The following is a 23,183-nucleotide window of genomic DNA, read 5'->3' as shown; positions in this document are numbered from 1 at the left end:
TGTTGTGGTTGGTTTGAGGCCCTGGACACTGTGGTGTTCGGGGCCTCACCTGTTTAACCCTCCGTTTGGTGGTGGGGTTGCCGGCTGCTTGGCTGGCTAGCTGCCGGCTTGGTTAGTTGGTGGGGTTGCCGGCTGGGTGGTTGGTGTGTGGGGTTCTGCCTGGAAGGGTGGGACCCTTTTCCTGTTTAACGACACTGATCCACGGGAACGCTGCTCGGCCAGATTCCTGCGCTATTAATTCCAGGCGGATGAGGGTAAAAGACTAGGTAGTACATTCAGAACCCTCTGTACCGCATCACAAAGCGAATGAAGCGTTAGCTAGCTTTGGAAAGTGAATCGGCTATGTAGTCGCCAGCACCAGCGTAGAAACAGATAATAGCTATTCCGCGAGGCCGATGTAGCCGACGCCTTGAAGCTTTGGCCGCTAGATCTCCAAATGGCTGTGCCGAGATGGCCCGCGCACCTTCAGAGGCCAATTGTCACCGCACGGACACATACTCAGTTCGCAGTTCCAGGCATAGCAACTCGCCTGATTAGTTGCTGGTTCTCAAACAGATGGCACGGCAGTAAGGCCTGCCAGCGCTTTCTTCCTGCAGGGGAGCGCCGGGAGGCGCAGGCGTTCACGTTTGGACATGCTCACGGGGCTGTTAGAGCCCGTTACCGGAACGGAATGACATCTGATGAGCATGCCTTCACCGAGGGCTGTTGGGTCGCCTTCCGATCCTACGGCCGGCGACCAATGATTAGCTGGCAGTTGGTTCACAAGTCGCATTAGCGGTTACATTTTCAGCGAATATCAACTGAAGCTAGCATGGCAATTATTGCCGGTTATGAAGGCCAAATAAGTATGGCGAAGGACACTGTTCGTTGGCGCTAATCGATTGGCGCGAACACCATGAATCCTGTTATAGTTATTGAGTTATCGCAACTGCGGATGACACTGTATTTTTCCCACGGTTCAACCGTGAGGGTTAGAGTTACGGCGATCATAGCGTGGGGGAAACGCCCGGTCCCATACCGAACCCGGAAGCTAAGACCCACTGCGCCGATGGTACTGCACTCGGGAGGGTGTGGGAGAGTAGGTCATCGCCGGGCATCTTTTGCCGAAGGCCCCGAGATTTTCTCGGGGCCTTCGATGTTTAACTTAGATTCTGCGGACATCAACAGCCAAGCCTCAATCCAATCACCTTAGGTATTTTGGATCGGGGCTTGCTATTTTGACGTTGATCAGTCTGCTAGACGCAATCCTGACTCGGTATCAAAGAGATGCACATGTTCGACTTTGGGTACGATGTTCAGTTTCTGTCCACGGGCCGGTGGTGTGCGGCCGTTGACGCGAACCACGATGGTCTGGTCTTTGCCGGCCAACTGCGCCGTACCGTAAACGTATGCGTCGGCACCGAGCTCCTCAACCACATCCACTATTAGTTCCACGCCTTCCGTGGAAGAGCCAAGAGTTAGATCTTCGGGACGAATGCCTAAGGTCGTTGCGCCCTGAGCACCTACTACCGGCAATGATGAGTCGCCAAAGAGTACCTGGCCGTTGGCAGCTTCAAGCTCCACCAGGTTCATTGCCGGTGAGCCGATGAATCCGGCGACAAAAACATTTTGTGGGCGATCGTAAAGCTCGCGTGGCGTTCCCACTTGCTGAATTTCGCCGTCTTTCAGAACCGCAACCCGATCGCCCATGGTGAGGGCTTCAACCTGGTCGTGAGTGACATACACAGTGGTGACCCCCAAGCGACGGGTCAGCGAAGCGATCTGCGTGCGGGTCTGTACACGGAGCTTGGCGTCGAGGTTGGACAGCGGTTCATCCATAAGGAATACCTGGGGGGAGCGAACAATCGCGCGGCCCATGGCCACGCGCTGGCGCTGGCCACCGGAGAGAGCTTTGGGTTTACGATTCAAATACTGTTCAAGATCCAGTAGCTTTGCAGCTTCAAGGACACGCTTATTGCGCTCTTCCTTGTCTATGCCTGCAATCTTGAGCGCAAAGCCCATATTCTCGGCGACGGTCATATGCGGGTAGAGCGCATAGTTCTGGAAGACCATCGCAATATCGCGGTCCTTAGGCGGAACGTTGGTTACGTCCTTTTCGCCAATGAGAATGCGTCCTGAGTTAACTTCCTCAAGTCCAGCAAGCATTCGCAAGGTGGTTGATTTTCCACAGCCCGAGGGGCCAACTAATACCAGGAATTCACCGTCTTCGATCTGCAAATCAATTGCATCGACGGAGGGCACAAGTGCGCCCGGGTAAATTCGGGTGGCCTTTTCAAAGGTCACAGTTGCCATGATGACAATCCTTTCACGGGCAGGTACGTGCCCGACGATCCATAGTGAAAGTGATATGGGACACTCTAGTTTCGCATGGAGAGCAGCAATTCCAAAAGTTCTGGCAACATTTCTGGGGTTGCGATTCGATGCGTGGCCAGAGTTGGACCCTCGCCTACCTTGATTCCGAGATCCTCGCGGTTCAATATTCGAAAGCCATCTTCGTCGGTGACATCGTCGCCAATGAAAAGCAATGCATCTACGTCAAGGACCTCACGGAGCCACTGCAAGGCCTGTCCCTTGTTACCAGAATGGACCGAAGCCTCTAATACCGATTTGCCTGCCATGAGACGTAGTTCGTCCAGGTGTGCAAGGGCTTGTTGTCCCTCGATGATAGCTGCATCGGCCACCGCGATACTGGGTGCCTGACGCACATGAAGGACGGTAGCCGAAGGCTTATATTCTAAGCTGACCCCTTCATGTCGCTGCGCCACTTCGCTGAGCTTGGCGGTCAATTCCTTGAGATTAGCGCGTTGCGATGCGGACAGATCTGGCTGTTCCGGGGAGTCGCTGGGCACCGAGGGTACTCGCCGCTCCGCGCCATGGGAACCAATGAGGTTCTCGGGGCGGGGAGCCGGATAAACTTCGGTCAGCGAATCTAGGTTTCGACCCGAGACCACGGCTGTCCGCACACCATATTGCTGTGAGAGTTCCTCAAAGACCTGAGCTGCCTGCGGGGTCGGCCTGGCATCTTCTGGCCGGTCCACGAGTGGCGAAAGTGTTCCGTCAAAATCGAGGGCGACTAAAATTCTGCGATGTCCGGCGAAAGTAGACAGCGCAGAATAGAGCTCCGGGGCAAGTTTTGGCACGATCTTTCCGTTCAGGCTAGGCGTGGTAATTAGTGGGTAGGGCTGGGGCTAATCTGGTTTGCCCGTGAATTGATTTCCGCCAGCTCTGCTAGGAAGTGCGCGGACCAACTGGTGACGTCGTTTTCTAACAGGTGACGATTCATTCGCCGCATACGTCGGGCTTGTTCATTTTGATCCATGTGGACCGCCTCGATGATCTTCGCTTTCATCCCATCGATATCATGCGGGTTCACTAGTACTGCCTGAGTCAGCTGATCCGCTGCGCCGGTATATTCCGAGAGCACCAAGACCCCTCGTCCGTCTTGATGCGAGGCCACATATTCCTTCGCGACAAGGTTCATGCCATCGCGTAGCGCCGTGACCAGCAGTACGTCAGCGGCAAGGTACAATGCGATCATTTCGCGTAGCGGGTAGGAATGGTGCAGATAGCGAAGTGTTGTGTGGCTCAAGGTGTCGTGCTGCCCGGTGATCTGCCCGACCATTAGTTCTACCTGGTCACGCAGTTCCATATACGAGCCGACATTTTCACGGCTCGGGCTAGCGACCTGAATCAGGCAGACATCTCCGGCGCGCAGCGACTGATCGTTGAGCAGCTCTCCGTAGGCCTTGAGCCGGTGCCGAATACCTTTGGTGTAATCGAGTCGGTCTACGCCGAGCATGATGGTATTTGGGTTGCCCAGTTCCAAGCGGATCTGGGCTGCTCGGGCAATGATCTGTGGATCGCGTGAAAGCTTCGCAATCTCTTGAGTATCGATTGAAATTGGATGGGCTTCGGCCCGACACAAATTCTGAATTCCATGTGTGGCCGAAGGCGTGGCTTCATGGCCCTTGGTGGAGTAATCGGTGAAGCGGCGTAGGCAGCGCAGGAAGTTCGAGGCGTCGGTTTCACGCTGGAAGCCCACCAAATCGGCTCCTGCGAGTCCTTCGAGTATCTGTGTGCGCCATGGCAGCTGAGAGAACAAACTGGCGGCCGGGAATGGAATGTGAAGAAAGAATCCAATCTTCAAATCTGGCCGGGCAAGCCGTAGCATCTGTGGCACTAGCTGCAGCTGATAATCGTGGACCCACACGGTGGCGTGTTGTGCGGCTGTGCGAGCCACTGCGTCGGCAAAACGTTGGTTGATCTTCTTATACCGGTCCCACCAAGTGCGGTGGTATTCCGGTGGCACGATGACATCGTGATAGAGCGGCCAAAGGGTGGAGTTTGAGAACCCCTCGTAGTAGAGATTGAGGTCTTGTTCGCTGAGCGGAACCGGGACGAGATGAATGTCGTCCTTGTCGAATTCGGCGAGTTCTTCATCAATACCGCCATGCCATCCAACCCAAGCACCTTCGGACGCGGCCATCACGGGTTCCAATGCAGTTACTAAGCCACCTGGTGCACGCTGAAAACCTTGAGTCCCATCAGGCAGCGTAATCCTGTCGACCGGTAGCCGGTTAGCTACCACCACAAAATCGTAGGAATTATTCTCGCTAGCGACTGTTAGTTCATTGCCCACCGTAAACCTCCTGGCCACGTAACTACTGCGAATGGAAGCACCGCAGTTTGCCGGTTGTCAGCAAATGCTGGTCTAAGTAGACCGACATCGCTTTTGCCCCAGTTTTCGGATCAAGTCCGAAATCCGGGTGAAACCGTGTTCTACCACTCAATGTACGTGACAAGACTTCCTATTGCTCTTTTGACCCATGGTCAAGACGAATAATGAACTATTGCATGATGACTTGGTTGAAGTCTCAAATAACTTCGGTTAGGGGCTTTGCGCTGTGTTGGTGAATGTTATGCGCATCCTGTGAAGGTTGGAAAAAGTGCGGGTTACGGGGTATTTGAGCCATTGCATTGGCTAAGCTTGAAGGCAGATTAGAGTATTTCCGTTGAGCCAAGGAACAAGCAAACTTATGTCGACAAACAACTCGCGTCCGTCTAAAGCGGAGCGCAGCGCTAGCGCCCGCGAAAAGGCTGCGCAGATGCAGGCAACTCAGGCTGCCGCTCAGAAGCGAAAATCATTGATGGTTAAGCTCGGTGTGCTCGCAGCGGTCGTGGTGGTCGTGGCGCTCGTCGTTGTGCTTATCGTGCAAAATAACAACGCGAAGATTTCCGAGACCGGTTCGGCTCCTCAGGGTGGTAACGCTGCCGGCGGCATCTTGCTGACCTCGCCTACCACGGTGGCAGATACCTCCGGGATAAAAATCGACAACACCAATCTTGCTCTTAAAGATGATCGGCCTTCGACCCCGGAACCTAGCGAGCTGACCGTGGGAGCCAAGGGCGAACCAGTAAACGTAACCTTATACGTCGATGCGAACTGCGTTCACTGTGCAGAATTTGAAAGTACTTATGGGCCACAACTTAAGCAGTGGCTAACCGATGGCAAGATCACCTTGGAATACCGCAACGTCGGATTCCTTGATGGTGGCTCACCATCGAACTTCTCTTCGCGCGGTGCTAACGCCTTGGCTTGTGTTGCCGACCAGAGCCCAGCGGCTTACCTAGACTTTGCTACCGCACTGTGGGGGCACTACGACCAGGGTGAGATGAAGAACGCTGAGCTTTCTGACATGGCAGTTGCTGCCGGCGCTTCCGATTCGGTGAAGAGCTGCATCGACAAGGGGACTTTCCGTCCCTTCGTTGAAAAGACCACGGTGACCGCGCAGAACGAAGGCGTAGCTGGCACCCCGAGCATCTTCGTCCAGGGTAAGAGCGTTGATCTTGCTTCGACGGACTTCGCTGAGGCAGTCGAATCCGCTATCAAAGCTAATGCCTAAACAGGCGCACATAGTGGGCAGTAAGTAGCTAATTCGCTAAACGACTTCCTGCGCTAACGCAAGGCGGTGTCTCATTCGTGAGGCGCTGCCTTGCTTGCGTTAACAGCCTCGGCCGCTCGATTCGCAGTAGAGCCTAGTCTTCGGATATTCTTATTTAGTACGCCTCCTTAGCTCAGCTGGCCAGAGCAACGCTCTTGTAAAGCGTAGGTCATCGGTTCGAATCCGATAGGGGGCTCGAATGACCCTCGTCAACGTTTGGAATGAACGATGACGAGGGTCTTTTTTTCACATTATCCGTTCGACACGTGGTGCCTGTGCGCTGGGCATTCTGCGAAGGTCTGGGTTAATCAGGTTTTTTGTCGTTCGGGGAGCTACACTTCAGGTGAGTTTTGCTGTTGTTTTCTTAGCGGGAGCACGGCAGACAAAAGACAACATAACAATTCAAGGAGCCTGACATGGCCGGTGGACTCGTAGCCCTACTCGATGATGTCGCAGCCCTAGTAAAGGTCACCGCGGCATCATTAGATGACATCGCCTTGGGAGCTGCTAAGGCAAGTACTAAGTCCCTAGGCGTGGTCATTGACGACGCTGCAGTCACACCCCAGTATGTCAAGGGCTTATCGCCTAAACGGGAGCTTCCAATTATCTGGAAGATCGCGGTAGGTTCCATCCGGAATAAGCTGCTGATCATCTTGCCGGCCGCCTTGATTCTTTCTCAGTTTGCGCCGTGGGCGCTGACTCCCATCTTGATGCTCGGCGGAGCGTATCTGGTTTTTGAGGGTGCCGAGAAGCTACTCGAAGCCATGGGAGTGATCAAGCATCACGGCCCAGGTGGCAAGGAGGGCGTGCGGGATGAGAAGGCAATTATCGGCTCTGCCGTCCGCACCGACCTAGTGCTCTCCGCGGAGATCATGGTCATCTCGCTCAACGAGGTGGCTCATGAACCATTCCTGAATCGTGCATTGATTTTACTTGTCATTGCGGTTCTCATGACGGTAGTCGTTTATGGTGCGGTGGGACTGATAGTTAAGATGGACGATATTGGGCTACACATGGCTCAGAAAGCATCGACGCTTTCGCAGAAGATAGGCCGTGGCTTAGTTAAGGGTATGCCGATCGTGATGTCGATCTTGAGCAAGGTCGGTGTTGTGGCCATGTTGTGGGTCGGTGGACACCTCATCCTTGTGGGTATGGACGAACTTGGGTGGCATGCCCCTTATGGTTTTGTGCACCACGTGGAACTTTTGGTTCATGACGCGACAGGCTCGGCAGGTGCCGTCTTGGGGTGGCTGACAAATACCGCGTTCTCCTGTGTCGCCGGATTCTTGATTGGCTGCGTGATAGCAATGGTGGTTGTGGGCATCAACAAGCTGCGCGCCAAGCACTAAGCGGTCTTTGTACCCCGGGCCAGTAGAATAGAAGGTAAGAGAAACCTTCCCGCCGTGAATCTGCGAGCCCGCGAAAACCGTTGGAGCTTAGCCCGGTGGATGACCCCCGTTGCTGTCTGGCTAAAACGTCTGCCGGCCATGGAAAGATCGATGTGTGTTGAAGAGTAAAAATAGTAGCGTGAAAGATACCGCAAGGCATGAGCGTGGCGCGTATTTCACCCCAGAACCTGTGGCTCGCTTTATGGCCCAATGGGCGCTCGGTGGGCGGGGGCGACGTGTGCTTGAACCCTCTTGCGGAGAAGCACAATTTCTAACCACGGCACATCAAGTAACCAATGACGGGCGAGGGGACGTAGAGCTCTGCGGAGTGGAACTTCACGAAGCTTCCGTACTCGCTGCACGGGCACTCCTGCATGCGCAAGGCGCCCCAGCTAAGATTCGGCACGCAAACTTTTTTGATGTCCCTGGCAGCGCAGATATGGATGCCGTCATTGGCAACCCACCCTACGTGCGTTACCAATTGCACCGCGGGGCCCAGCGAGAGCTTTCGCGTGAAGCCGCCCGGAGGAGCGGAGTGGAGCTCAACGAGCTTGCCTCCGTCTGGGCTGCCTTTGTAGTTCATGCTACGAGTTTTCTGAATACTGGTGGACGTCTCGCCTTAGTTCTTCCGGCTGAACTGATGTTCGTCAACTATGCGGGACCGGTTCGAGCGATGTTGCTCGAACGATTCGCAAATGTTCACTTGGTCGTCTTTGAACAGCGGCTTTTTGCTGATGCGCAAGAAGAAGTGGTGCTGTTACTAGCCCAGGGATATCGCAGTGGCTCTAGCGCTTCCTTTAGTTTGCACCAATTCCGTAACGCAGATGATCTGACCCAACTGACCGAGGGCAGTAAACACACACCAACAACACCTAGCGACCGGTGGACCGGCTCACTGGTGACCCTAGAAGCGCAAGGGATCTTGAACCATGCCTTGTCCAGCGCAGCGTTTAGCAATCTCCAAGGCTGGGGTGAAACCTCATTGGGCGCCGTTACCGGCAATAACAAGTGGTTTACGCTCAGTCCCGCACGGGCCGAAGAGCTAGGACTGACCGAGGCTGAACTCGTGAAGATTTCTCCACCAGGATCACGGCACCTTCGTGGTTTGGAGCTGAACGCGGACCAATGGCAACACCTGGGTGAGCACGGCATGTCGACCTTGATGTTCCGTCCCTTGGCCGAGGCCTCCGCCGCCGGGGAAGAACTGATTAACAGTGGCGAGCTAGATCTGGTGGATCAAGCCTACAAATGCCGGATGCGCACCCCGTGGTGGAGAGTCCCGTTGCTGTCTGTCCCGGACTTGTTCATGACCTATATGAATGCCGACACTCCACGCCTGACAACTAACCATGCGGGGGTGCACCACATTAACTCAATCCATGGTGTGTACCTGGGTGCAGAAGTACGCGAGTTGGGGCGTGACTTACTGCCCTTAGCCTCACTCAATACCTTAACGATGCTCGGTGCCGAGATGGTGGGACGCTCCTACGGTGGGGGAATTTTGAAGCTGGAACCCAGCGAAGCCGATAAGCTCCCGGTGCCCGCGGCACATCTTGTAGCCCAATACGAGCAACAGCTGTTAAGCATCAAAGACGAAGTTCGTGTCTATCTGGAGCACGGTAAAAAACAGGAAGCCACTGCGTTAGTTGACGATATTGTGCTGGGTCAAATGCTGGGCTTAGATGATGCGGCACTCAGTGCATTGCACGGAGCCCGCCAAGACATGTTAGAACGACGGAAGTCACGAGCGAAGGCAGTGGAGAACTAAGCGTGGGAACTGGCGCAGTCGAAAAAACCTTAGCCTTTGCAGAATATGATGCGACTTTGCTATCTGCACCGAAAGATTCTCCCTGGATCCGAGACGGGGCTGTCACCCAGGAGTTCAACCCGTCCTTTGAGACCTTAGAGCGGTTATTGAGCATTCCAGTGCGTTCCAAGGCAGCGACGCGCTCCGGACGCTTCGCGCAGGGTGTGGACGCATGGTTGGCGCATGAACTGCGCAGGGCTGGGTTTGATGCAGATTTAGTCTGGCCACGCGCCGAAGCGCCACGGGTGCTGTCCTCAGACATTCTTGAACTGCTACGCAAATTACCCGAACGGCTCTCTGAGGAGCTACACGACGCGATCTTGGCAGGTAAAGCAGGGAGTACCGACGCAAGAATCCTAGGCCGCGCCTATATGAAACAAACCGACGTAGTGATGACCCACTGGTCCACCGGACCCGAACTGCTATTGAGCACTAAGGCCATGACTTCCTCATTTGGAAAGAACCTCTCCAATCGATACGAAGAAGCCTATGGGGATGCGGCAAACCTCCGTGCCCGTTACCCTCTGGCTGCCGTCGGATTCTATTTTGTCCAGCGCGCGACAATCCTTGAATCCGAGCCGGCAGCATTCCGGCGTACCGTTGATATGATCCGGAAACTACGCGACTTCGGTGACGGATTTGGATACAGCGCCACGGGACTCTTATTGGTGGACTGGGATGACCAAGCCGAGAAGCCCGAAGTTAAAGTTGTACACAGCCCCGTCCCGGATGATATTGGAACCGCTCAGTTCATGAATGCAATGGTCGATTCGGTCCTGAAGGTCACGCCCATTGACCTGCATGAAGCAGCGCGCGCTCGCCGGGCTGGAGAAGTTGCACCGCTTCCAGGGCATGACCCAGTAGATGAGTTGCAAGAAGCGCTCTTTTAGCTCATCTGGTTGGCTTCACATCGCTCATCGAAGTCCAGCACTGCGGGAAGCGGAGTGGAATTCCTTTGAGCAGCCGCCAACGGAAGCTCGAAATCGGGCGTAGAAGCGGTGCGTTCCGCCAAAGCTGGAACGGCACGGTAAATATATTTGCTCTGTCCCTGATGTTCAAAGCTACGTTCGCGCTCCCATACCTCTGACCGTTCGTAGGCAGCCCAAGATCCCGGATTGGCTGAGTCAATGACGGTGATGGGTGTGCATCCGCTTTTGAGCACAAAATCCAGGCGTAGCTCGGTGATCTGCTGACGGATTCCTCGGCGTCGGTACTCCGGACGTACGCTCATGCAGCCGAGCTCGAGCGCGCCCATGACGCTCGTCGGAGCAATCACCGAATCGTGCACGATTCCTGCAGCTATGAGCAGGTGAGAATCGTAGACCGAGACAATATAGCGGGCACGGTCAATTTTCTGATTCCAGCGGTCATCAATCACTGGGTACAGGCTTTCCAGTTCGGAACGAGCAGCACCAAACGGTACGGAAGTGGAGAGGGCAAAGCGCAGAAAAGAGTGCACTGGGATCGGTCCTAAGGCTAAGACGAACGAAAGATTTGGCTTTTGCTTTGTGGCGGTATGCCAGTCGGCGGATTTCGTTGGCCTTCAGGGGACCGGTACCGGTGGGTTCCGGTAGCTTCCTTGTAGGGCCCAGCTTGAGCTCGATGAGCTAGAAAAATTATGCGGTTTAGCGAGCCTGTTTGGCAAGCTGAAAAAGGGGCCAAAAAGTTAAATCTAGATAAACGAAATGACTCCATATTTTTGTGCTTGTCATTGGCTCTTTTCTCGTTGACTAATGTCGCAGTGATAGAAAAATTGGTGGCACCACGGTAGCCCCGGCAGTTGCACTGGAGAAATCGATTTTGTGCGTAGGGCAAAGACCGCTAAGATCATTTAGGTGCTTGACCGGCAGGTCAGCGCGCAGATGGATCTTTAGCTCAGTTGGTTAGAGCGTTCGCCTCACACGCGAAAGGTCGCTGGTTCGAGTCCAGTAAGATCCACCACAAAACGAGGAAGCCACCGCATCACTGCGGTGGCTTCCTCGTTCTACTTTTTGTGCGGGCCCTTTTGTTCGGTTTACTTGGCGAGCATCTCGTGTACGAGCGGTTTGACTTCCCTGCCAAGAAGTTCGATGCTCTCCAGCATCGTCTCGTGCGGCAACGAACCGGCCGAATATTTGATGTCCACCCGGCTGAGTCCCAGGCTCTTGGCGACCTTGGCCATTTTGGTGGCCACAGTCTGTGGGCTACCTGCCATCATGGATCCATCAAGTCCCATGGAGGCCTCCAAGCGCATCTTGCTCGCAGGTGGCCATCCTCGTTCTGCACCCAAACGATTCATGGTCCGCTGATAGTGCGGCCACAACAATTCCAAGGCTTCTTTGTCGGTCGGGGCGACAAGCCCGTGGAAGTGCGCGCCTACCCGCTGTGTTGGCTGTCCGAACTGCTTCAATGCACGGTGATAGAGCTGTACAAGTTGTTCAAAGGCAGCCGGCTGCCCGCCAATGATCGCCATGAACAAGGGCAGCCCATGGCGGGCGGCTCGAATCACTGACTGTGGGCTACCGCCAACACCAACCCAGGTGCTGATTGGATCTTTTTCTAGCAAGGGGTAGAGCTGTTGATCGTCAAGGGCTGCGCGATGCTCACCGGCCCATGTCACTGGTAGGCCGGTGCGGACCTTTGCTAAGAGTTCAAGTTTTTCCTCGAAGAGCGATTCGTAGTCATCGAGGTTGAGCCCGAAAAGTGGGAACGACTCGATGAAAGATCCTCGACCTGCGATGATTTCGGTACGGCCCTGGGAAATGGCATCCAAGGTTGCAAATCGTTCGTAGACTCGCACCGGGTCGTCACTCGACAGGACGGTCACCGCGGTTCCCAAACGGATTTTTTCGGTGGCCTGGGCCAGTGCGGCGAGAACAATTTCCGGAGCCGACACTGCATAGTCATCGCGGTGGTGTTCGCCGATGCCAAAGAAATCCAGCCCAACCTGCTCGGCCCGCTGACCTTCGATTATGACGTTGCGGATTACCTGTGCAGGGGACAGCGAATTGCCCTTTAAATCCTCGGTGATATCGCCGAAGGTTTCTACGCCAATCTCGGGCGTTGCCGGCGTCGGTACGACAGAAGTCACGATTTTCCTCTTCTCCAAAAAATTCATGCAATTGCATCTAATTAAGTAACCCGCTGGAGTCGACTTTTATTTCCGAGATCAAAAAATGACAGATGTGTTCAGGGATACTCGGCGGATGGGGGTTCCTCTCTGCCGGTTGACAGGCCATCGTTGTATCGTGATGAAGACGAGTAAAAAAGAGCCTCAGGGGGAGTGATTCGTGGCGCAGCAAGACCATGGCGAGAAGTCCGTGGAGTCGAAAGATGCGGGAGAAGATCCATCGCCATTGGCCGGGTCACTTCCTCGTATTTTGACGAGCGAAATCAACATGGGACACCTACCAGAACCGGTGTCCGTTGAAACGACGATGGCTTCAGAACTGCCGTTAAATACTGCAGTAAGTGCAAGCGTCGCGGCAGCTGACGCTACCGACATCGAGTCACGCACCGGTCAGGTTCATACCTCGGACGACGGCATCACCTTAATGCCAACGCGCGCCAACCCGGTAGCCCGTCGACTGTTGGCAAAAATGTGGATTTCAGACACGCCACCAACCGAAGCTCTAAAAGTGGTTGACCGGTTACGCGGAACCCCGTACGCCAATCCAAAGGTGAACGTCGATCAAGATGCGTCGGCCCGGCGGACCATGGAATTTGCCCTGGACCTCGGTGAGACACTGATCCGCTATGGTGCTGGCGCCCTGGAAGTCGAAACCAGCATTATCGCGGTGACCGCCGCTTTGGGGCTCAGCCATCTTGATGTTGATATCACTAACCAGTCGTTGCATCTGAACTACAGCCCACCCGACGCTGAAAGCTATTCGATTTTGCGCGTGGTGCGTTCCTACACCACCAACTATGCAGGTCTGGTAATGGTTCACGAGTTGGTCTCGGATATTATTGCCGGCGGTGTGTCGCGGACTTCTTCGGCCAAACAGCTGAAAGAAATTACGCGGAAACCGAAACCTTTCCCACGCTGGGTTGTGGCTTCGGGGCAGTCGATCTTCGCGGCAGCCTTTGTGCTCTTCATTGGCGGTTCGTGGCTTGGTGCATTGGTCGCGATGGCCTCATCATGGCTGATCTCGCAGATCGGGCGTTATGGCTCACGCTGGCGCGTGCCGGAGTTCTTCTCCGTCGCCACTGCAACCTTTACCGTGACCGTGATTGCGTTGTTGAGCCATCGGGTACACGCCCCGCTGGACCCCGCATTGGTCGTTTCCGGTGGGATCTTGTTGCTCTTGCCTTCGGGCAGATTTGTCTCGGCGCTGCAAGATGCGATCAATGGGTTCCCCGTGACTGCCGTGGGGCGCCTGTTTTCCGCCGGTCTGACCTATACGGCGATTCTCTCGGGGATTTCATCAGCCTTGGTCGTCTCTTCGGTCTTCGGCGGCGACAAGGTGGACGTCCACCGGATCGTTGCAATCAACTATCCAACATGGATGCTTGTTAGCTTGGTAGCAGTGGCTATCCTGGCCGGTGCAGTGACCGAGCAGACCGCGAAGCGGCTGCTGATTCCTACCGCGTTGATAGCCGTGGGCGGCTACCTGGTCTTATTGTTGGCCGAACAAATCGGATTGGGCTCTCGGGCTACTCCGGCCGTAGTAGCGACAATTATCGGTTTCGCAGCGCGTTTCTTGGCGGATAAGTTACGCTCACCGCAGCTAGTGATTGCAGCGCCGGCTGTCATGTTTATGCTCCCCGGGCTGATGATCTTCCGTGCAATGTACGGCATCGTTTTTGATGTGGAAGATATGTTCTCCAGCTTGGTGGAGATGTTCAATGCATTTGCCATCATGCTGTCCATCGCCGGCGGTGTGGTCTTCGGCGATACGCTCTGTCGGCCTTTGACCTCAAATGCGCGACGTGAACGTCGCTGGATCCGCCGCCGCTAGTTCGTAGGTAACTTCCAATTGATAGGCGCTTGACCAGAATCGGTGAGGTGCCTATTAATTTGTGAGAAGGGTCTTGAGCCAAAGAAGCCCCGGCTGGCCGACAACGGAGAAGGGTGGACGCTGTGCACCTGCGCCATATTGCTCATTAAAGGACTCAGCTTTTGCGCGTGGGCACCCCACAGTACGGCGACTACCGGATTTTTACGAGAATTGAGGGCACCAATTATCGCCTCAACAAGCGGTGCCCAGCCCAGCTTTTGATGGCTTCCCGCCTGCCCCGCGGTCACCGAGAAGACCTGATTGAGTAACAAAACTCCTTGTTCGTGCCAGGGGCTGAGGTCCGGATGCGGGGCTTCGGGAACAGCAAGGTCTGCGCAGAGCTCCTTGTAGATATTTCGTAAGCTGCGAGGCAGCGGTCGAACATTTTTCGCTGCGGCGAAGGCCAACCCATTTGCGTGTCCCGGGGTTGGATATGGGTCTTGGCCGATAATCAGAACTTTGGTTTTGGCTAGTGGAAGCAACAGTGCGCGCAACATCACCTCTGGGGCCGGCAAGATCTGCTCGCCAGCCTGCGAACGCAGCGCTAATTGTCGGGCAATGTCCTGTAACACGCCATCAAGTGGCTCTACTGCCGGCACCCAGTCCTCTGCGATAAACCCGTTGCTGGCTAGTGATTTTGCGCCAAAGTAGAACGGGAAGTCAGTGGCTGAGTATGCCGGCAGAGGGTGTGGGGCGGGAGCCGGAAAGAGCGCTGGCTGTTGGTTGTCCATAACAACTATTCTGCCCGTTTTCGGCGCGGTTGTGCCGCGTTACACGGCATCGAGTTCATTGATTGGTTAGAATATCGGTGGTGTGTCCACCATGTGTGGATATGAAAGCATAAAGAGACCCGGCTAATCGGTGTTCAAGGAAGAGGTGAGACGCATGGCAGGCAATGAGGTTTTGGTGGATTTTGTAATGAATCCCGATTCAGAGCTTGATGAGCGTTCACAGCAAATCTTGAACATGGAAAAACTGTGGTGGAAATATGCCGGAGCCAAGGAACAGGCCATCACTAAGCAGTTCTCAATTTCGCCGACGAACTACTATCAGTTGCTCAATCAGCTGATCGACACGGACGCGGCGATGGCCTACGACCCAATGCTGGTAAAGCGGTTGCGTAGACTTCGGTCTACCAAGCGTCGTGTGAGCGGTACCGTCGGCGGAGAACGTTAAGTTCTTAGCCGGCCTCGGCCAGCCAGACCTCGAGCAAGGACAAGAATGACCAACTACCCACGTGACGAATTCGATCGCGTTCCGGAGTTTAGTACCCGTGTGGGGTCGCATCATGCCCACGGCTGGGCGCAGTCTGCCGCTTCCAAGGGCAAGGACAGCAAGCTTCGTTGGGTAGTCCTGTCCGCAATAGCGGTGTTGCTCATCGGTGGTGTGGGCTTCTTCTACGGTCCGAGCGTCGCCGATCGTCTCAGCGGTTCCGAACCGACACAGAATACCGAAGAGACAGGAAACGAAACTTCGCAGAGTCCTAGCGCTGAAGCTTCCGAAAGCGCTACCCCCTCAAGCACCATTGATGACGCCGACGTGTTGTACGGTCAGCTCATTGGCGTGTACAACGGGGCTAATATTGCGGGCACGGCCGGTGCAGGTGAAGAATTATTGACCGAGGCCGATTTTACGAACATCGTCACGGATAATTGGACCCGAGATGCGGAAACCTCGACCGTCTATTACATGTCCGAGGCCTACCGGACCACCGCAGAAAAAGCCGCCGAGGTCCTGGGTATCGACGAGGTTTTGCAGACTCAGAACATTCCTAACCGTGTCACAGTGGTCCTTGGCGCCGACGATACGTTGAACTCCAAGTAATATTTCACTTCGCTCACAGCCGATCAGCTTGCACTCGCCATGCGAGAGTGCCAATATTTGTATTAGCACTCATGCGTTACGACTGCTAATGCCGATCGGCTGTTCGTTTTAAAATCGAACCCTTTCGACCCCCGCGGTTTGTTAACGCACGGAGCGTGAAGAACACCTCAGATAGCGAGAGCTCATCTCGGTTGTCGGCCCGATGCCGATACCGGTGTGCTCGTCCGTCGCGGGCGCTGTCTGTCGGTTGCATTTTCGCAAAATCGTCCCGAAAGGACCGAAAGCCACTATGGCCAAGATGATTGCATTTGACGAGGAAGCACGCCGCGGACTTGAGCGCGGCCTGAACATTCTGGCGGACGCCGTAAAGGTAACCCTAGGCCCACGCGGTCGCAACGTTGTTCTGGAGAAGAAGTGGGGCGCACCTACTATCACCAACGACGGTGTGTCCATCGCCAAGGAAATCGAGCTCGAAGATCCATACGAGAAGATCGGCGCCGAGCTCGTCAAAGAAGTAGCCAAGAAGACTGACGACGTCGCCGGTGACGGTACCACCACCGCAACCGTGCTCGCTCAGGCTCTGGTCAAGGAAGGCCTGCGCAACGTTGCTGCCGGCGCCGACCCAATCGCATTGCGTCGCGGTATCGACAAGGCCGTAGAAGCCGTCACCGCTGAGCTGCTTGCAGCTGCTAAGAAGATCGAATCCAAGGAGCAGATCGCTGCTACCGCTTCGATCTCCGCTGGCGATCCAGAAATCGGCGCATTGATCGCCGAAGCACTGGACAAGGTTGGCGAGCAGGGCGTTATCACCGTTGAAGAGTCCAACACCTTCGGCCTTGAGCTGGAGCTGGCCGAGGGAATGCGCTTCGACAAGGGCTACATCTCCGCATACTTCGTCACCGACGCTGAGCGTCAGGAGACCGTGCTGGAAGATCCTTACATCCTGATCGTCAACTCGAAGATCTCCTCGGTCAAGGATATGGTTTCCTTGCTGGAGAAGGTCATGCAGTCGAACAAGTCGCTGCTGATCATCGCCGAAGACGTTGAAGGCGAAGCACTAGCTACCCTGATCTTGAACAAGATCCGTGGTCTGTTCAAGTCCGTTGCCGTCAAGGCTCCGGGCTTCGGCGACCGTCGCAAGGCTATGCTGACCGACATCGCACTGCTCACCGGTGGTCAGGTTGTTTCCGAGGAAATCGGTCTGTCGCTAGATACCGTTGGCCTCGAAGTTCTGGGTACCGCCCGCAAGGTCGTTATCACCAAGGACGAGACCACCATCGTTGAAGGCGGCGGCGACGCCGACGCCATCGAAGGCCGCAAGGCTCAGATCGCAGCCGAGATCAAGAACACCGACTCGGACTACGACCGCGAGAAGCTTCAGGAACGCCACGCAAAGCTTTCCGGTGGTGTCGCTGTGCTCAAGGCCGGCGCCGCAACCGAGGTGGAGCTCAAGGAGCGTAAGCACCGCATCGAAGATGCAGTGCGTAACGCCAAGGCAGCAGTTGAAGAAGGCATCGTCGCCGGCGGCGGCGTGGCTCTGATCCAGGCTGGCGCCCTGGCGTTTGCAAAGCTTGAGCTGGACGGCGACGAAGCTACCGGTGCGAACATTGTTCGCGTTGGCATCGAAGCCCCACTGAAGCAGATCGCACTGAACGCTGGCATGGAGCCAGGCGTTGTCGCCGACAAGGTCAAGGGCTTGCCAGCAGGCCATGGCCTGAACGCCGCAACCGGCCAGTACGTCGACTTGCTTGAAGCAGGCGTGAACGACCCAGTGAAGGTGACCCGTTCGGCTCTGCAGAACGCTGCATCGATCGCTGGCCTGTTCTTGACCACCGAGGCAGTCGTTGCAGATAAGCCAGCTCCTGCTGGCGCTGCAATGCCAGGTGGCGACGACATGGGTGGCATGGGCGGAATGGGCGGCTTCTAAGCCCCCGTACCTCGCTCAGCGACCGCTCAAGCGGTGCTAGCAAACCCGAGGGCCTGCTTCATTATGAAGCAGGCCCTCGGGCCGTTAACCCCGTCCCGTTGGGCGGCGCATCATTAGAACTGTGTTAAGAGCTGTTCCAGTTCAGTGGCCAAATTGCTGCGAGCGGCACTCTCCCAACGTTGCCGGCCCTGCGCAGTGCCGAACAGCTGGTCCTTGTCGAGTAACTCGCGAAGTATCTTGGACCGACCACGGGCGAAGTCTGCCTCGGACACCTGAGCGTACTCGGCACGAACGGCCTGCGTATAACGCTGGTAGGCGCCGGCCGGGCGAGCCAGAACTTCTAAATCAGCGTCGCACAGTAACGCGCCAAGCAGGTCCTCAGCCTGTGGCTGATGGGTGCTGGTCAGCATAATAAGCCGCTGGATCGAAGTTACCGTGTGCTCTGGTAGGAGACCATGCAGGCAATGCCCCGCGAGCTGAGCCGACTCCTGTTCGTCGGTGCTTTGACCTTCATAAACGGCGTCGTGAAACCAGGCCGCCAATTCAAGGATTTGCCGATCCTGCTCAGAGACCTGCGCGCCACACAACAAATCTAGTGCTTCAAGTACGGCGAGCAGATGCACACGATCGTGATAATAGCGGTGTTCTTGACTCCATTTGGATAAAAGAACCGTCGCAAGTTCGGATTGCCCGGAAAAAGTGCGTTCCCAGCGTTTGCGCAAGGCGGGGTCCAGCCGTTCGGGGCGCAAACGTGCGGCAATCCGCAGTCCCGAACGCACGAGCGCCCGAGCAAGTTCTCCACCGCTGACCTCGCGCGCACCCGCGGCGACAATCTCGGCATAGCGTTCGCGGGGCACATCGTAATGATCCCTATCGAAGGCTCTACGGCTAATGCCCAGTGCGAGGGCGAATTGATGCAGCTCGTCCAGGGACGAGTCCGAGACCAAATGGGAAAATACGGTGCCGTGCGCGGGCCAGCGCGGCGGGTCGATCAATAAGCTCATGGACTAAGCGTACCGAGCGCCCGCCTACACCAATCAGTAGCGGAACAGCGAGGTATTTACCTGTTCGACTTCTTCGTACTGCATGGAGGCGTGGTTCAGGGCCGTGGCGATGCTACTCAGCGCTTCCTCGATGCGCACATGGGTGCTGCGCCACTCGGCAACGATGGATTGGAATGAAGTGGCGGCGGAACCCTGCCAGGTGCTCTGCAATTGGTCCAAGTTCATCTGCATCGTGGAAACCTCGGACCGCAGCCGGTCGATGGTGTTCATAACAGCCTGGGACTTGACCTGCATTTCGCCGGTGTTGGTTGAAAAGGTGCTCATGGGAGATCCTGCCTTCGGAGAGATCGGATTGATGAGATCACCATAAATCCGGCAGGGGCAGTAGCCTAGCTTTCTGAGCCCTTTGTGGACAACTCATAGCCGGTGGTTCCTACTGGCCGTCGTCGTCGATTTCTCGTGGTTCTTGGAGTGGAACGTAGGGCAAGCAGATTGCCATAGTCGCTCCGCCTCCAGCAGTTTCACTGAGCGCTACCGAGCCACCATGTTGCTGCACGATCGCCACGACAATAGCTAGTCCAAGGCCCGAGCCGCCGGTCTCTCGTTGCCGCGAGCTGTCCGCTCGGTAGAAGCGTTCGAAGATCCGGTGGGCGTCCTCCTCCGGGATGCCAGGGCCATGGTCACGAATCTCCAGTACCGCGTCTAATGCACCGGCCACAAGTGAACGAACACCCACCGCGATCTCAATCGCTGAGTCTTCCGGGGTGTAGCGCAGCGCATTGGTGATCAGGTTCGCGATTACCTGGCGGATTCGTGCGTCGTCACCGACAGTGCTGGCAGGTGCTGGATATTTCGTGTCTAAACCGACCAGGCTCACCTTGCGCAGCGGTGCGCGGACCTTGGTGTCTTCCACGGCGTCTTGGCCGAGAACCAAGAGGTCTACAGATTGTTTCTCCAGTGGGCGCTGTTCATCGAGGCGAGCGAGCATCAACAGATCTTCGACCAGATGCGCCATGCGTTTGGATTCAGCTTCAATGCGGCCCATGGCCGAGTCCAAGGCTTCTGGATCTGCCAGTCCGCCGTGACGGTAGAACTCCGAATAGCCCTGAATGGTGACCAAGGGGGTACGCAACTCATGGGAAGCATCTTGGATGAACCGGCGCATTTTGGTTTCCGAGGCTTCACGGTCGCGGAAGGCTCGCTCAATCTGCGCAAGCATGGCATTCAATGAACGCGAGAGCCTGCCGACTTCAGTTTCGGGCGGGTAATTTCGTACACGTTGGGACAGATCGCCGTCGGCAATCATCGCGGCGGTCCGCTCGACGCGGATGAGAGGAAGCAAAGATCGCGAAGTCAGGCCATAGGCGATCATTGACATGATTAAAGTGGCAAGCAGGCCGGTGGAGAGAACGAGAATTGCGGTTTTTTGGACCGTGTCATTGACGTTTTCAAGAGGTAAGGAAATGAAAACACTTAACCCGCTGGTGGGGAGCGGAACGACCATCGCGCGCCACCCTGCAGAACCCGCATGCATGCCCGGGACAGTGACAGGGGACCACGGAGTCTTGGCTAATTCAGCCGTTTGTTCCGGTGCAAGCAAAGGAGTGTCAGCGTTGTTGCCGGGGGTAACCCGGCTGCGCGGCATGATGTATACGATTTTGCCGTTTTCATCGCGAATATCAGCGTACGAGCGGTTGAGTCCGAGCAATGTTGGATCAATGCCGCCGTTGTCGCCGGACTGGTCATTATCCAAGGAATACTGATAAGCCTTATTCAGGCCGAAGCCCATTGTTGGACCCGAGACATTGAGCTGATCATCGATTTGATTAGTCATCGAAATGCGAAGTGTGTGTGCTGAACCGAACGCTGTGGCGCCGACGCCACAAATCATCAAGGCGCACATGAGCATCACCAATTTGGTGCGCAAGGATGTACGACGCCACAGTGTTCTTAAAGCCTGCATGTAATGACTTTACAATCCGTTGGGCCGCAAGGCGGCATTGTGCTTAGCGTCGGTCGGGAGTGCGCATGAGGTAACCAACACCGCGCTTAGTCTGAATCAGGGCAGGCCATTCAGGACGGTCAACCTTGCGGCGCAGATAGGAAATATAAGATTCCACAATCGATGCGTCACCGTTGAAGTCGTACTCCCAGACGTGGTCCAGGATCTGCGACTTGGACAGCACCCGATTCGGGTTCATCATGAGGTAGCGCAGTAGTTTGAATTCGGTCGGTGAAAGGTCAATGACCTCACCCGCGCGACGGACTTCATGAGCATCATCATCAAGCTCTAGGTCTGAAACCACGATGGTTGCGTTCTCGTCCTCGCCCGAGGCGGTGCGGCGTAACACGGCACGAATGCGGGCCACTACCTCATCGAGGCTAAATGGCTTGGTGACGTAGTCATCGCCGCCGACGGTCAAGCCAGTGACCTTGTCGGTGGTGTCATCACGAGCGGTCAGAAACAATACGGGGAAGTGACGCCCCGCGGCGCGCAGCTTGCGGGTGATGGTAAAACCATCCATGTCCGGAAGCATGACGTCTAATACGGCAAGGTCTGGCTCTTCTGCTTCGACTGCTGCCAGAGCTTCGCGACCGTTAGCTGCGGCGACCACTTCGAAGCCCGCAAAACGCAGGGAAGTGGAAAGAAGTTCGCGGATGTTTGGCTCATCATCCACAACAAGAAGTTTGGCCTCTGGGGTTTTTGCACTCATAAAACCCAGTGTGCACGTGAAATCTGGGAGTCGCCTGAGAACTAACTGAGTAACGTGATTAGCTGCTGCGCCGCTTAAGGATGTTTGCCACCACTACGACACCGGCCAAGATGAAAGCGATGGGTAGGCCAAAAATGCCGAACGCCATAATTAGCGGCGGGATGGAAATTTCTTGGAAATACAATACTAATACCGCCGCCAGCGATAGCGCCGACAGCACCGCAAGAACGATAGCTGTGCGCGAAATGACGGACAAGGTAATCGAAGAAGAGCTCACGTCTCTTAACGATACAGCGAATCTGAAGCGGCTCCCATGACTCAAGGTGAAGTTACGGGCACCAAAGTGTCATAATCTTAGGTATCGGACTTTATTCGAATCCGTACGTTGAGCACCCGGTGAAAGAACAATTGTTAACCCGGCTGAATGCTCCATGGATTCGGAGACATAAAAAAGCGTGGCGTGAGGTAAATTGCACAGTACGCGCTACAGCACGAGAAACGAACGAGGTAGAGGATCATGCCTAGCGGCAAGGTTAAGTGGTATGAAAAGTCCAAGGGCTTCGGTTTCATTACTACCGAGGACGGCAAGGAAATATATGTGAACGCCACGGCACTGCCGGAAGGTGTTCATGACCTGCGCCCCGGAATGCGTTTGGAGTTTGGGGTGGCGGAGGGTCGTCGAGGCCCTCAGGCGCTGAGTCTGCGCATCTTGGAAGAAGCTCCTTCGGTAGCGCGCGCAAAGCGCAAAAACCCGGAGCAGCAAGCCGCAATGATTGAGGATCTGATCAAGGTCCTTGATCAAGTATCTAATACCTTGCGCAAGGGGCGATACCCTGAACAAGTGCATGGCAAAAAGGTTGCTACCGTGCTTCGCGCGGTAGCCGATGATCTGGACGTTTAAATAATGGCCCGTAAACCCAAATTGGACACCATCCTTGCTGACGCGGTTGATGTAGCGCGAAATGCGCTCACGGAGATCGCGGTTGACACGGAAATCGGTGAGTATCTCGGAGCTACTTCCGAGGGTGAGCGATTAGTCACCCATCGATTTGTCTCCCAGAAAAAGGGTTACCGAGGCTGGACGTGGTTCGCGACACTCGCGCGGGTGCCACGGGCGAAAGCAAAAGATCTCACCGTTTGTGAAGCAGGCATTGTTGCTGGCGAAGATGCTCTTCTCGCCCCAGCGTGGCTGCCATGGGCGGATCGTTTAGCAAAGGAAGAAATCGAAGCAGCCGAGGCTGACAACGCGACGGATGAATCCGGTCAGGTGAGCCCCGAAGGGCAATCCGGCGCGTCTACTGAAAAAGATTCGGCAGCTACCCAGGAATCAGTCAAGAGCGGTTTCGAGGAAGTCGCTGACGGTGTTACTCAGAACGAGTCGGCTGAGTCAGCTGAAGCAAATGTTGTGGAGAGCATCAAGACTCCTGCGCGACGTCAGGTTCGCCGACGTCGCACGGCCCAGCGCACTGCTGCTCGTCGCCGTGCTGCGCAGCGCAGCCGTCCACGTAAAGAAAACTTGGACTGACACAAGACTGAACAAAACTCAGGCATTACACAGCGGTCCGCGGTTGCATCCTTGAAGGATTCAACCGCGGACC

Annotated in this window: 21 protein-coding genes, 2 tRNA genes and 1 rRNA gene; 13 read left to right on the top strand and 11 right to left on the bottom strand. The window is 55.6% G+C overall.

What is annotated here, in order from left to right:
- The first annotated feature begins 978 nt into the window (after positions 1–978).
- Positions 979–1,095 (top strand): 5S ribosomal RNA (gene rrf / locus VJ369_RS01660).
- 132 nt (positions 1,096–1,227) lie between these two features.
- On the opposite strand, the gene VJ369_RS01655 is transcribed toward rrf, so the two are convergent.
- The 3 genes from VJ369_RS01655 to VJ369_RS01645 all read right to left on the bottom strand — a co-directional run bounded on the left by VJ369_RS01655 (position 1,228) and on the right by VJ369_RS01645 (position 4,639).
- Positions 1,228–2,292, bottom strand: a complete 1,065-nt coding sequence (locus tag VJ369_RS01655; protein WP_324090415.1) for a sn-glycerol-3-phosphate ABC transporter ATP-binding protein UgpC — start codon at positions 2,290–2,292, stop codon at positions 1,228–1,230.
- A 65-nt stretch (positions 2,293–2,357) separates the two neighbouring features.
- A complete protein-coding gene (gene otsB, locus VJ369_RS01650) occupies positions 2,358–3,140 on the bottom strand; it encodes a trehalose-phosphatase (protein ID WP_324090414.1) in 783 nt (260 codons plus the stop codon).
- 29 nt (positions 3,141–3,169) lie between these two features.
- Positions 3,170–4,639 carry a trehalose-6-phosphate synthase gene (locus VJ369_RS01645; protein WP_324090413.1) on the bottom strand — a complete coding sequence of 490 codons (1,470 nt, stop codon included), beginning with the start codon at positions 4,637–4,639 and terminating at the stop codon, positions 3,170–3,172.
- 397 nt (positions 4,640–5,036) lie between these two features.
- Here VJ369_RS01645 and VJ369_RS01640 point away from each other — a divergent pair, with 397 nt between their 5' ends.
- The 5 genes from VJ369_RS01640 (at position 5,037) to VJ369_RS01620 (ending at position 10,027) form a co-directional block, all read left to right on the top strand.
- Positions 5,037–5,903 carry a DsbA family protein gene (locus VJ369_RS01640; protein ID WP_324090412.1) on the top strand — a complete coding sequence of 289 codons (867 nt, stop codon included), beginning with the start codon at positions 5,037–5,039 and terminating at the stop codon, positions 5,901–5,903.
- Between the two features lie 161 nt (positions 5,904–6,064).
- Positions 6,065–6,138: transfer RNA gene (locus VJ369_RS01635), tRNA-Thr, on the top strand.
- Between the two features lie 220 nt (positions 6,139–6,358).
- Positions 6,359–7,291: a DUF808 domain-containing protein gene (locus tag VJ369_RS01630; RefSeq protein ID WP_324090411.1), complete on the top strand. Its 933-nt coding sequence runs from the start codon at positions 6,359–6,361 to the stop codon at positions 7,289–7,291.
- A gap of 178 nt (positions 7,292–7,469) precedes the next feature.
- Positions 7,470–9,098 (top strand): HsdM family class I SAM-dependent methyltransferase, encoded by a 1,629-nt coding sequence (locus VJ369_RS01625; RefSeq protein ID WP_324090410.1) that lies wholly within the window; start codon positions 7,470–7,472, stop codon positions 9,096–9,098.
- A gap of 2 nt (positions 9,099–9,100) precedes the next feature.
- The gene (locus VJ369_RS01620; protein WP_324090409.1) at positions 9,101–10,027 is read left to right on the top strand and encodes a hypothetical protein; all 927 of its coding nucleotides are present in this window, start codon (positions 9,101–9,103) and stop codon (positions 10,025–10,027) included.
- On the opposite strand, the gene VJ369_RS01615 is transcribed toward VJ369_RS01620, so the two are convergent.
- Positions 10,024–10,596 carry a GNAT family N-acetyltransferase gene (locus VJ369_RS01615; protein WP_324090408.1) on the bottom strand — a complete coding sequence of 191 codons (573 nt, stop codon included), beginning with the start codon at positions 10,594–10,596 and terminating at the stop codon, positions 10,024–10,026. The genes VJ369_RS01620 and VJ369_RS01615 overlap by 4 nt on opposite strands.
- Positions 10,597–11,001: 405 nt before the next feature.
- On the opposite strand from VJ369_RS01615, the gene VJ369_RS01610 reads away from it, so the two are divergent.
- Positions 11,002–11,078: transfer RNA gene (locus VJ369_RS01610), tRNA-Val, on the top strand.
- A gap of 73 nt (positions 11,079–11,151) precedes the next feature.
- On the opposite strand, the gene VJ369_RS01605 is transcribed toward VJ369_RS01610, so the two are convergent.
- Entirely contained in the window at positions 11,152–12,207 is a 1,056-nt protein-coding gene (locus VJ369_RS01605; protein ID WP_324090407.1) for an Atu2307/SP_0267 family LLM class monooxygenase, read from the bottom strand.
- A 199-nt stretch (positions 12,208–12,406) separates the two neighbouring features.
- On the opposite strand from VJ369_RS01605, the gene VJ369_RS01600 reads away from it, so the two are divergent.
- Positions 12,407–14,077: a threonine/serine exporter family protein gene (locus tag VJ369_RS01600; RefSeq protein ID WP_324090406.1), complete on the top strand. Its 1,671-nt coding sequence runs from the start codon at positions 12,407–12,409 to the stop codon at positions 14,075–14,077.
- Here the strand turns inward: VJ369_RS01600 and VJ369_RS01595 are convergent.
- Positions 14,074–14,847 (bottom strand): uracil-DNA glycosylase, encoded by a 774-nt coding sequence (locus VJ369_RS01595; protein ID WP_324090405.1) that lies wholly within the window; start codon positions 14,845–14,847, stop codon positions 14,074–14,076. The two genes, VJ369_RS01600 and VJ369_RS01595, sit on opposite strands and share 4 nt — an antisense overlap.
- Before the next feature lie 154 nt (positions 14,848–15,001).
- Here VJ369_RS01595 and VJ369_RS01590 point away from each other — a divergent pair, with 154 nt between their 5' ends.
- The 3 genes from VJ369_RS01590 (at position 15,002) to groL (ending at position 17,867) form a co-directional block, all read left to right on the top strand.
- Complete coding sequence (locus tag VJ369_RS01590; protein WP_096256066.1) at positions 15,002–15,292, top strand: DUF3263 domain-containing protein; 291 nt, start codon at positions 15,002–15,004, stop codon at positions 15,290–15,292.
- A gap of 45 nt (positions 15,293–15,337) precedes the next feature.
- The gene (locus VJ369_RS01585) at positions 15,338–15,940 is read left to right on the top strand and encodes a LytR C-terminal domain-containing protein (RefSeq protein ID WP_324090404.1); all 603 of its coding nucleotides are present in this window, start codon (positions 15,338–15,340) and stop codon (positions 15,938–15,940) included.
- 289 nt (positions 15,941–16,229) lie between these two features.
- Positions 16,230–17,867: a chaperonin GroEL gene (gene groL / locus VJ369_RS01580; RefSeq protein ID WP_324090403.1), complete on the top strand. Its 1,638-nt coding sequence runs from the start codon at positions 16,230–16,232 to the stop codon at positions 17,865–17,867.
- Positions 17,868–17,980: 113 nt separating this feature from the next.
- On the opposite strand, the gene VJ369_RS01575 is transcribed toward groL, so the two are convergent.
- From VJ369_RS01575 to VJ369_RS01555, 5 genes are all read right to left on the bottom strand, one after another.
- On the bottom strand, positions 17,981–18,871 hold the full coding sequence (locus VJ369_RS01575; RefSeq protein WP_324090402.1) for a DUF4031 domain-containing protein: 891 nt from the start codon (positions 18,869–18,871) through the stop codon (positions 17,981–17,983).
- Positions 18,872–18,904: 33 nt separating this feature from the next.
- The gene (locus VJ369_RS01570) at positions 18,905–19,195 is read right to left on the bottom strand and encodes a WXG100 family type VII secretion target (protein ID WP_096256074.1); all 291 of its coding nucleotides are present in this window, start codon (positions 19,193–19,195) and stop codon (positions 18,905–18,907) included.
- Positions 19,196–19,304: 109 nt separating this feature from the next.
- Entirely contained in the window at positions 19,305–20,705 is a 1,401-nt protein-coding gene (locus VJ369_RS01565) for a HAMP domain-containing sensor histidine kinase (protein WP_324090401.1), read from the bottom strand.
- A gap of 172 nt (positions 20,706–20,877) precedes the next feature.
- Positions 20,878–21,585: a response regulator transcription factor gene (locus tag VJ369_RS01560; protein WP_096256078.1), complete on the bottom strand. Its 708-nt coding sequence runs from the start codon at positions 21,583–21,585 to the stop codon at positions 20,878–20,880.
- 58 nt (positions 21,586–21,643) lie between these two features.
- Positions 21,644–21,862 carry a hypothetical protein gene (locus VJ369_RS01555; protein WP_324090400.1) on the bottom strand — a complete coding sequence of 73 codons (219 nt, stop codon included), beginning with the start codon at positions 21,860–21,862 and terminating at the stop codon, positions 21,644–21,646.
- A gap of 240 nt (positions 21,863–22,102) precedes the next feature.
- Between VJ369_RS01555 and VJ369_RS01550 the strand changes: the two genes are divergently transcribed.
- Both VJ369_RS01550 and VJ369_RS01545 read left to right on the top strand, forming a co-directional pair.
- Positions 22,103–22,486: a cold-shock protein gene (locus tag VJ369_RS01550; protein WP_324090399.1), complete on the top strand. Its 384-nt coding sequence runs from the start codon at positions 22,103–22,105 to the stop codon at positions 22,484–22,486.
- Positions 22,487–22,489: 3 nt separating this feature from the next.
- Positions 22,490–23,110 (top strand): DUF3027 domain-containing protein, encoded by a 621-nt coding sequence (locus VJ369_RS01545; RefSeq protein WP_324090398.1) that lies wholly within the window; start codon positions 22,490–22,492, stop codon positions 23,108–23,110.
- Positions 23,111–23,183 lie beyond the last annotated feature (73 nt).

This window comes from Glutamicibacter sp. (assembly GCF_035257265.1).
Classification (GTDB): domain Bacteria; phylum Actinomycetota; class Actinomycetes; order Actinomycetales; family Micrococcaceae; genus Glutamicibacter.
This window is presented reverse-complemented; position numbering and strand designations above follow the sequence as displayed.

Bases quoted from the DNA above. Each gene is read 5' to 3' on its own strand.
- VJ369_RS01560 (WP_096256078.1), bottom strand. From the start codon at position 21,585: ATGAGTGCAAAAACCCCAGAGGCCAAACTTCTTGTTGTGGATGATGAG.
- VJ369_RS01545 (WP_324090398.1), top strand. From the start codon at position 22,490: ATGGCCCGTAAACCCAAATTGGACACCATCCTTGCTGACGCGGTTGAT.
- VJ369_RS01550 (WP_324090399.1), top strand. From the start codon at position 22,103: ATGCCTAGCGGCAAGGTTAAGTGGTATGAAAAGTCCAAGGGCTTCGGT.
- VJ369_RS01595 (WP_324090405.1), bottom strand. From the start codon at position 14,847: ATGGACAACCAACAGCCAGCGCTCTTTCCGGCTCCCGCCCCACACCCT.
- VJ369_RS01630 (WP_324090411.1), top strand. From the start codon at position 6,359: ATGGCCGGTGGACTCGTAGCCCTACTCGATGATGTCGCAGCCCTAGTA.
- groL (WP_324090403.1), top strand. From the start codon at position 16,230: ATGGCCAAGATGATTGCATTTGACGAGGAAGCACGCCGCGGACTTGAG.
- VJ369_RS01585 (WP_324090404.1), top strand. From the start codon at position 15,338: ATGACCAACTACCCACGTGACGAATTCGATCGCGTTCCGGAGTTTAGT.
- VJ369_RS01565 (WP_324090401.1), bottom strand. From the start codon at position 20,705: ATGACTAATCAAATCGATGATCAGCTCAATGTCTCGGGTCCAACAATG.
- VJ369_RS01640 (WP_324090412.1), top strand. From the start codon at position 5,037: ATGTCGACAAACAACTCGCGTCCGTCTAAAGCGGAGCGCAGCGCTAGC.
- VJ369_RS01575 (WP_324090402.1), bottom strand. From the start codon at position 18,871: ATGAGCTTATTGATCGACCCGCCGCGCTGGCCCGCGCACGGCACCGTA.
- VJ369_RS01570 (WP_096256074.1), bottom strand. From the start codon at position 19,195: ATGAGCACCTTTTCAACCAACACCGGCGAAATGCAGGTCAAGTCCCAG.
- VJ369_RS01655 (WP_324090415.1), bottom strand. From the start codon at position 2,292: ATGGCAACTGTGACCTTTGAAAAGGCCACCCGAATTTACCCGGGCGCA.
- VJ369_RS01590 (WP_096256066.1), top strand. From the start codon at position 15,002: ATGGCAGGCAATGAGGTTTTGGTGGATTTTGTAATGAATCCCGATTCA.